The 8,214-nt window shown below is 66.5% G+C and carries 8 protein-coding genes; 2 read left to right on the forward strand and 6 right to left on the reverse strand.

Features of this window, described 5'->3' with window-relative positions; genetic code table 11:
* Positions 1–74: 74 nt before the first annotated feature.
* From JWP83_RS24870 to JWP83_RS24895, 6 genes are all read right to left on the reverse strand, one after another.
* Positions 75–548 (reverse strand): hypothetical protein, encoded by a 474-nt coding sequence (locus JWP83_RS24870; protein WP_297736402.1) that lies wholly within the window; start codon positions 546–548, stop codon positions 75–77.
* Positions 549–651: 103 nt separating this feature from the next.
* Entirely contained in the window at positions 652–1,092 is a 441-nt protein-coding gene (locus JWP83_RS24875) for a DUF296 domain-containing protein (RefSeq protein ID WP_297736406.1), read from the reverse strand.
* Between the two features lie 32 nt (positions 1,093–1,124).
* Entirely contained in the window at positions 1,125–1,598 is a 474-nt protein-coding gene (locus JWP83_RS24880; protein ID WP_297736409.1) for a lipocalin-like domain-containing protein, read from the reverse strand.
* Complete coding sequence (locus JWP83_RS24885) at positions 1,598–2,482, reverse strand: MBL fold metallo-hydrolase (protein ID WP_297736412.1); 885 nt, start codon at positions 2,480–2,482, stop codon at positions 1,598–1,600. Before JWP83_RS24885 ends, JWP83_RS24880 begins: the two co-directional genes overlap by 1 nt.
* 427 nt (positions 2,483–2,909) lie before the next feature.
* A complete protein-coding gene (locus JWP83_RS24890; RefSeq protein WP_297736415.1) occupies positions 2,910–3,110 on the reverse strand; it encodes a hypothetical protein in 201 nt (66 codons plus the stop codon).
* 61 nt (positions 3,111–3,171) lie between these two features.
* The gene (locus JWP83_RS24895) at positions 3,172–3,633 is read right to left on the reverse strand and encodes a helix-turn-helix domain-containing protein (protein ID WP_297736418.1); all 462 of its coding nucleotides are present in this window, start codon (positions 3,631–3,633) and stop codon (positions 3,172–3,174) included.
* Positions 3,634–3,870: 237 nt separating this feature from the next.
* On the opposite strand from JWP83_RS24895, the gene JWP83_RS24900 reads away from it, so the two are divergent.
* Positions 3,871–6,741, forward strand: a complete 2,871-nt coding sequence (locus tag JWP83_RS24900) for a LuxR family transcriptional regulator (RefSeq protein WP_297736420.1) — start codon at positions 3,871–3,873, stop codon at positions 6,739–6,741.
* A gap of 397 nt (positions 6,742–7,138) precedes the next feature.
* A partial coding sequence (locus JWP83_RS24905; RefSeq protein ID WP_297736423.1) for an FAD-dependent oxidoreductase occupies positions 7,139–8,214 on the forward strand: 1,076 nt, incomplete at its 3' end.

Genomic DNA, 8,214 nt, shown 5'->3' on the forward strand with positions numbered 1-8,214 from the left:
TTGTTTGGGTTTGAACCCGAAGTCCTTCACACGGGTCCATCGGAGCTAGGCCGCGGCATCTTGGAAGACCTTGATCATCTCTCGTCATCGAGCAGCTGGGGAACCTCTGAGGGCGAGTTTTCCGGGAATTTGGAGAAGAAGGAGCTGACCTGGTCCAAGTCTATGAGGGTTTCTTCACCGTCGCGCTGGGAGACGCAGATACGTACCGGCGCTCCGAGACCGGAGGCGGCGGTGTAGCCGAACAAACCCCGCGCGATGACGGCGTTGCCGACCAAGTAGAACTTGGACTCGATCGGGATTCCGGCCAGCCGCATCGTGGTGCCCTGCTCCATTTCCCAAAAGATGGAGAACTTGCTCGGCGCTGAGACCGCAGCGACGTAGGCCTCCAGTCCGTCACGGTCGGCATGTCCCACGTATTCCATCATCCGTGGGACCGAGAAGCGCTGCAGGCTTGACTCGATGGCCTGAGTCACCTCGAAGAATGACTTCTTGGAGCGGATCGTGACGAGGACTCCGTCGTATTTGGTCAATGCCGTTTGAGCTGACATGGGTATTCACTAACTTTCTTCTCGGGGTTTTTACTTTCAGTTATCCAGAAATTCGGTTGCCCTACGAGCCGATCCGGGGCGCGGGAGGTGTGCTGTCCGCCGGTTACGGGGGCCCGACTCGGGTGTCGTTGATCCGGCCCCGATCTACAGGCGCGTCTTCATCGGGAAACTGTTCGAACACGATCTGCTCGTGGGCGGGCACGGCGACGTGGTGCTCGGAGGGAATCACATAGGCGCGGGCGAACGAGGTGCCAAGGTGCGCCGTATGCAGGTGGCCGCCGATGGCGCGGTCTCCTTGGACGGCCATCACGGCGTGGATGTGGGGCTTGCCGTCGACGATCTCCCCGGTGGCGGTCATCTCGGCGGGCAGCGCGTAGCTGGAGTAGGTGTGTGCGGTGGGGTCGCCGGCGGGGTTGGTAGACACCGTGAAGCTGTCGACGGCGCCGATCAGGGCGACGATGGCGGCATAGGTGATGCCGTGTTCGGCGGCTTGTTGGGTGATCGATTCGATCAGCTCGGCGTTGCGAACCTCGAAGACATGCACGGGCGCTCTCCGTCCGATGGTGTTGTGCTGGTTCAGCGTTGGCCGCGCCACGCTCCAAAAGTGTGGTTTATGGGTGCCCTTTTCCACACCAGCGTGCTGAGGGTTTCGACACCCTCGGGCGCCTCGGTGATGGCGGATAGCGTGAGGTGGTCTCCGTCGAGCTTGCTGTGCCGTAGCTGGGTCAGGTTCAACCAGTTCGGTAGCAGCGACACCCAGGGATGGTGGTGTAGCACGCCGGTGTCTTCGTCGACGGTGAATGGGCCGCTGTAGGCGAGGTATCCGGCGGCGGCGGCCTCAGCCTGTTCGGGGGTGCCTCCCTCTGTTTCGGGACGGTCGTAGGCGGGCCGGTCGGGGCGCATGATTTGTGCGGACATGTACCCGTCGGCGGTGTACATGATCAGGCCCCGCGCGTCAGGACCCAGCGGGTAGCTGATCGGTCCGCCGTGACTGTGTTGGGCCGTGTAGGACGCCAACTCCCAGGTTCCCAAAACTTCGGTGCGCAACATCAGTCCTCCAAGGACGTCGGAAGGGGTAAACCGAACATCAGCCACGACTGGTTGCTCACCCAATCGGGATACAGCCGGGTCATCTCGTCGAACAACTCCCGGTCGGATGTCGCGGTTTCCGTCAGCCGGCCGAAGTCCTGCAGGTAGCACTTGGTGTCGTCGATCGCCGACGGCAAGTCCGGCGCACCGGTCTTCTTGTGCCCGGCGACCGCTATCTTCGGGCTGAGCGCCGCCAGGCGGTCCAGGGCCGCGATCCAGTTCTGCCGGCTCTCCGCCGTGGTTGCGCCGACGTAGACGTGGCACTGGTTGTAGAGCACATCGCCGCCGACGACCAGATCGATGGACGGAACGTGCAGTGACGTGGTGTGCACGGTATCGGTCCTGCCCTGCTCGATGATGCGGAGTTCATCACCCTCCAGGGTGAAGGTGTCGCCCTCATAGGGGTCGGCCATGACGATCTGGGTGGCCAATTGTCCAGGCCAGCGTCGGCGAAAGACCCCATCCAAGAACGCCGGAGTCAGCTGCTCCTGCATCAGTTCCACCGACTTGGGCGTGGCGATGGCGTGAGCGCTGGGAAAGCGGTCGAGCAGGACGCTCAAACCAAAGAAGTGGTCGAAGTGCCCGTGCGTGATATAAATCGTGGTCAGGTTGCGGTGATGCAGCGCAACCCAATCCGCAAGAGCCTCCGCCTCGGCCACCGTGGCGAGGGTATCGACGAGCACGGCGTCGTACTCACCGTAGATCAGCGTCGAGGTGATCGGGTCCCAGCCGAGGGGTTCACCAAATGGCCTCGGCCGCTCGCCGACCACGGACTTTCCCGGCGCGGTAAACACGTTCACCCCGAGCGTGTCCGCGCGGAGGTCATCGGCTGCCGTCACAGTCATCGCACTGTGTCCTTTCACCGTAGGCGGTAACGGTCTGTCGAATGCCGCACTGGGCGGCCACCCTTTTCATCGCCCATACCGGCCCGCCGAAAGGTCGATGGTTAGGCCGCGCAGCGTATTCCGCTGATTTTGACCGCCGGCCGCCTCGGTAGCGGTGGCGACGAGATCGTCCGTCACGCCGAAATTCCTTTCCCTGGGCTCAGAACGAGCCGCCGCCGACCTAACGGCGTTGCATGTTCACGACCCATCCCACTGTTGTCCGCCTCGGCCGGCGATCGGATCTGCCGGTGGACAGTCCGAGTGGCCAGTCGTGTAGATGGTGATCGAACGGCCGTCGCGCCGAGAAGCATCCGGTCACCGGACGCGTTGCCCCGTGGGCAGGCGCTGTAACGGTGGTGCGGACAGATCCAGTCAAGTCGACTCCTGGTTAGAGGTCGGTGCTGCGCGGCGGGGTGGCGGTGCCGTAGACCAGCCGGGAGTGGGCCGCGAACGTCTTTGCGACCAGCTGCCTGATGCCGGGGCGGGCGTCGGCGGGCATGGCGGCGATGAACTGGTCGATGCTCTCGGGATCGCCCTCATACATCAGCAGGCCGATCGTGAGTGGGAATTGTGCTGAGTCGGTGGCCAATTCGCTCCCCATAGGCGAGTGCCAGAGCCACCCCGGGTACCACGTGCCCGACCGCGCCCAGCTACATCGTGGCTTCCACGGGGTGGGTGCCGCCGGTCACGGTGAGCTCGCCGTCGCGGAGGGGTTCCTTGCACGCGGCGCAGACGGTAACTGAGTGAAAGTCGGCGCCGCAGGTGTGCTGGAAGATGACCGGCTCGGCGCCGGGGTTGACGTATCGGTCGCCCCATTCTTTGAGCGCGACAAGGATGGGTTGAAGGTCTCGCCCGGCGTCAGTCAGCAGGTACTCGTGGCGCGGCGGATGCTCCGAATACTGCCGTCGCTCGATCACGCCCGCTTGTTCGAGTTTGCGCAGCCGTGCTGTGAGCACGTCGCGCGGCGCCCCCGTGCTGGTGGCGATGTCTTGAAAGCGCGTGTGTCCGTAGCGGATCTCGCGGGCCACCAGCAATGCATAGCGGTCACCAACGATCGAGAGCGCATCCGCGATAGAGCACACTCGTGGGGAAGGTTTGCTTTCTGGACTCACCAGGAGTACGTTACCCGATGAAGTAGGTAGGGCATTCAAACTGACTGCCTGGTAGCCGTTCGGTCGAAAGCCAAAATGCATCGTCCCGCCACCGCCAGGCCCACTGATACGCCGTCCGCGCCTCCCACAATCCACAATGAAGGCTCACACGTCTCGGGTTTCCATTTGCCACCATCGCCGCGTGCGAGCTCACCGCCGGGCGTGGTCGGTGGGAGGGATAGCGTCGGTGCTGCTCAGATGGCCAAGCTTTTCTCCGCGCGAGGCGTCGCGCAGCTCAGGGGTCGGCACAGCGAGTGCGGGCTGCTCGACCGGCTGATCGACGCCGTGCGCGCCGGTGAGAGCCGGGCACTTGTGGTGCGTGGCGAGCCGGGCGTGGGTAAGACGGCGCTGCTGGATTACCTGGTCGATCACGCGTCGGGGTGCGTGGTGGCGCGCGCCGCCGGGGTCCAATCGGAGATGGAGCTCGCGTTCGCCGGGGTGCATCAGTTGTGCGCGCCGATGCTCGATCACCTTGCACGGCTCCCGGTTCCCCAGCGTGATGCGCTGCGGGTCGCGTTGGGCCTCACTGAGGGTTCGGCGCCGGATCGTTTCCTTGTCGGCCTGGCGGTTTTGGGCCTGCTCTCCGAGGTTGCCGAGCAGCGCCCGCTGATCTGTGTGGTCGATGATGAACAGTGGCTCGATCGCGCCTCAACACAGGTTCTGGCGTTCGTGGCGCGGCGCTTGCATGCCGAATCGGTGGGTGTGGTGTTCGCTGCGCGCAGGCCGAGCGACGAGCTGGCGGGAATGCCGGAACTGGTCGTAGAGGGTCTGGCAGCGGGCGATGCGCGCGCCCTGTTGGACTCGGTGCTCACCGGGCCGCTGGACGTGCAGGTGCGCGACCGCATCGTGGCCGAGACGCGCGAGAACCCGTTGGCGTTGTTGGAGTTGCCGCGGGGGTTGACGCCGGCGGAGCTGGCGGGCGGATTCGGACTCCCCGGCGCGGCGCCATTGTCGGGGCGCATCGAAGAGAGCTTCCGGCGGCGGCTGCAGGCCCTGCCCGCCGAGACCCGCCGCCTGTTGCTGGTGGCCGCCGCCGAGCCGGTCGGTGATCCGCTGCTGGTGTGGCGGGCCGCTGAGCGGCTCGGGATCGGCACCCAGGCAGCAACCCCTGCGGTCGAGGCCGGCCTGCTCGAGTTCGGGACGCGGGTGCTGTTTCGTCACCCATTGGTGCGCTCGGTGGCCTACCGCTCGGCGCTTGTTGAGGACAGACGCGACGTGCACCGCGCCCTGGCGGAGGTCGCCGATGCGGGGCGGGATCCCGACCGTCACGCCTGGCATCGCGCGCAGGCCGTGCCCGGGCCCGATGAGCACGTCGCCCAGGAACTCGAACGCTCAGCGGCTCGAGCCCAAGGCCGCGGCGGTTTGGCCGCGGCGGCCGCGTTCCTCGAACGCGCGGCGACGCTGACGCCCGAACCGACGCACCGAGCCGAGCGGCTGCTCGCCGCGGCCCGGACCAAGCGCGACGTCGGCGCGCTCGATGCGGCACTGGGGCTGCTGGTCGCGGTCGAGGCTGGCCCGCCTGACGCCGCGCGGACCGCCGAAGTGGAGCATGTGCGTGGACAGATCGCGTTGATGCAGCGCCGCGGCTCCGACGCCGCTCGACTGCTTCTGAGTGCGGCCAGACGCCTTGACCCGCTCGACGCCGACCTGGCGCGTGAGACGCACCTGGAGGCGCTTGGGAGCGCTATGTGGGCGGGCGACTTGGACAACACCGCTAGCGTGCGGGAGGCCGCCGAGGCCGCGCGCGTTGCGCCCCCCGGCCCCGAACCGCCGCGGGTGGTGGATGTCCTGCTCGACGCGTTCGCGCGGCGGTTGACCGCGGGATATACAGCGGCCGCGCCAACGCTTGCCCGAGCACTTGAGCTGGCCCTGGCGCCCAGCGGCGCCAACAATGACCGGCGGCTCTGGCTCACAAGTTTAAGGGCCGGCGCCATTACCGCCCTGGAGCTGTGGGACGCCGAATCGGCGCATGCCCTGGCCGTTCGCGTCGTGCAGTCCGCCCGCGATACGGGCGCAATCGCACGCTTACAGTTCGCGCTCAATACTCTCGCCTGGACCAACCTCTTGGCAGGCGAGTTGACCACGGCGGCGGAGCTGATCGAAGAAGATCGCGTAATCGCTGAGGCGACCGGGAATCCACTGCTTGGGAATGCCCAGGTGGCACTCGCGGCGTGGGCGGGCCGGGAGGCGTCGGCGTCTGAGCTGATCGAGGCCACATTGCGGGAATCGACCGAACACGGTCTGGGCAGGACAGTCGACTTCGCGACCTACGCAAGCGCGGTTCTGTACAACGGCGTTGGTCGTTACGGCGCCGCCCGCGATGCCGCGTGGCAGGCGTTCGAGCGCGATCAGCTGGGGTCCGGGCCGTTTGTGGTGCCCGAGCTGGCCGAGGCGGCGTCTCGCACCGGTGACACCGCGATGCTCACGTCCGCACTCGAGTGGCTGTCCGAACGCACGGCGGTGACACCGACCGATTGGGCGCTGGGAATCGAAGCCCGTATCCGTGCATTGCTCAGCGAGGGCGAGTCCGCCGAGCGCTTCTACCGCGAGTCGATCACGCACCTGGGCCGCACCCGCGTCCGGGCGCAGCTGGCCCGCGGACATCTGCTCTACGGCGAATGGCTGCGAGGCAAGCGGCGCCGCAGTGACGCGCGCGCGCAGCTGCGCATCGCCCACGACCTGTTGGACGCGATGGGCATAGAGGCGTTTGCCGAGCGGGCTCGCCGCGAGCTGGCGGCCACCGGCGAGACCGCCCGCAAACGCACCGTCGACACCAGCCTGCAGCTGACCGCCCAAGAGGCCCGGATCGCGAGGCTGGCTCGCGACGGACTCTCCAACCCGGAAATCGGGGCCCGGCTGTTCATCAGTGCGCGCACCGTCAAATACCACCTGAGCAAGGTCTTCCTCAAGCTCGACATCACCTCGCGCAGCCAACTTGACCGCGTCTTACCGAGCGACCCGGGCACCATGCGCCGCACTAGCGACGCGGCGCCAGCCGATGTCCGGGTGGCCGCCCAAGCCAGGACTGACCACCCGCACTGGACACAGGCCGATGCGAGCGCGGGATAACCGAATCACTCTGGGATGTAGTCGACGATCGTGCGCGACGACCAGCATCTATGGAGTGACACCTTGAGCATCTGGTTCAACGGCATGCAGCCGCGGTTCCGAACCATCGACGGCTGTCCAGCCGCTTCGCCGAAAGCCAGCATCGCGACAATCACACCCTATTGCTCGGTCTGTGGCCGGAGAATCTGTTGGCCTTCGAGCCGCTCTGGGCGCGGCCGGCCGAGCATACCCATCTGTTGGCCACCGCTCGACGCAAACTGAACGGCCCTCACCACCGCGCACCCAGGAGGTTCACTCGCGGATGAATACTGAGCCAGCTCGGGAGCTGACCGGAGCATCGCCAGCGTTAGCGTCTGGGACGGCGGTACCGCAACTTAGCGCGGACCAGTTCGATCGCATGACGGCCTATGGAGTGGCGCAGCCGGTGGAGGTGGGCGACATTGTTGTTCGCCCGGGCGACGTCGATTACGACTTGATCCTGGTGGAGTCGGGGTGGACCGAGATCCTCAGCCCGGCCATCGGCGATGAACCCGAGTCGGTGGTCGCCCGATACGGGTCCGGGGGGTTCCTAGGTGAACTGAATTTTCTGACCGGCCAGACGGCCTGTCTGACGGCGCGTGTGAGCGAGGCCGGCCGGATCCATCGGATCTCCCGGGGGCGGTTTCGTCGGTTGATGGCCACCGAACCCGACCTCTCCGACATTTTGTTGCGCACGTTTTTGGCCCGCCGCGACCTGTTACGCGAGGGGCCCGCAGCCCGCGCCATCGCCATCGTGGGCAGCGAGTTTTCGGCCGAAAGTCTGGCGCTGCGTACCTTCGCCGCCCGTCAACGCTTGGCCTACCTGTGGCTGGACGCCGACAGTGCGGCAGGACAGGGGCTGGCCCAATCCGCGCAGATCAGCGCCGCGGATCTGCCCGCGGTGATCATCCCGCATAAGGTGCTGCGCCGCGCCACCACCGGGCAGATGGCCCAGGCCCTCGGCCTGGCGTACCGCCACAGCCCGACCACGCCCGCAGACCTGATCGTGATCGGCTCCGGCCCGGCCGGGCTGGCCGCCGCCGTCTACGGCGCATCGGAGGGGCTGGCCACCGTCGTCCTCGATGCGGTCGGCATCGGCGGACAGGCCGCAGCCAGTTCCCGGATCGAGAACTATCTCGGTTTCCCCTCGGGACTCAGCGGCGGGGAGTTAACCCAACGCGCGGCCCTGCAGGCGATGAAATTCGGTGCCCAGCTGTCCAGCCCCTGTCGGGTTGTCGACCTCGACACCGGTGGACAGCACCTTTCCGTCATGCTCAGCGACGGCACCACCGTCGAGTCCCGCGCCGTGCTGATCGCCACCGGAGTCCAGTACAACGCACTTCCGCTGGAGCGCTGGGCCGACTTCGAAGGCGCGGGAATCTATTACGCGGCAACCGAACTGGAAGCCCGCGCGTGCCGTACCGAACCGGTGACCGTGGTGGGTGGGGCGAACTC

The sequence above is a fragment of the Mycobacterium sp. genome, assembly GCF_025965855.1.
Taxonomy (GTDB): domain Bacteria; phylum Actinomycetota; class Actinomycetes; order Mycobacteriales; family Mycobacteriaceae; genus Mycobacterium.

What these genes read in the sequence shown, in the direction of transcription:
- JWP83_RS24870 (WP_297736402.1), bottom strand. Translation starts at nt 548, where the DNA reads ATGTCAGCTCAAACGGCATTGACCAAATACGACGGAGTCCTCGTCACG.
- JWP83_RS24880 (WP_297736409.1), bottom strand. Translation starts at nt 1,598, where the DNA reads ATGTTGCGCACCGAAGTTTTGGGAACCTGGGAGTTGGCGTCCTACACG.
- JWP83_RS24885 (WP_297736412.1), bottom strand. Translation starts at nt 2,482, where the DNA reads ATGACTGTGACGGCAGCCGATGACCTCCGCGCGGACACGCTCGGGGTG.
- JWP83_RS24900 (WP_297736420.1), top strand. Translation starts at nt 3,871, where the DNA reads ATGGCCAAGCTTTTCTCCGCGCGAGGCGTCGCGCAGCTCAGGGGTCGG.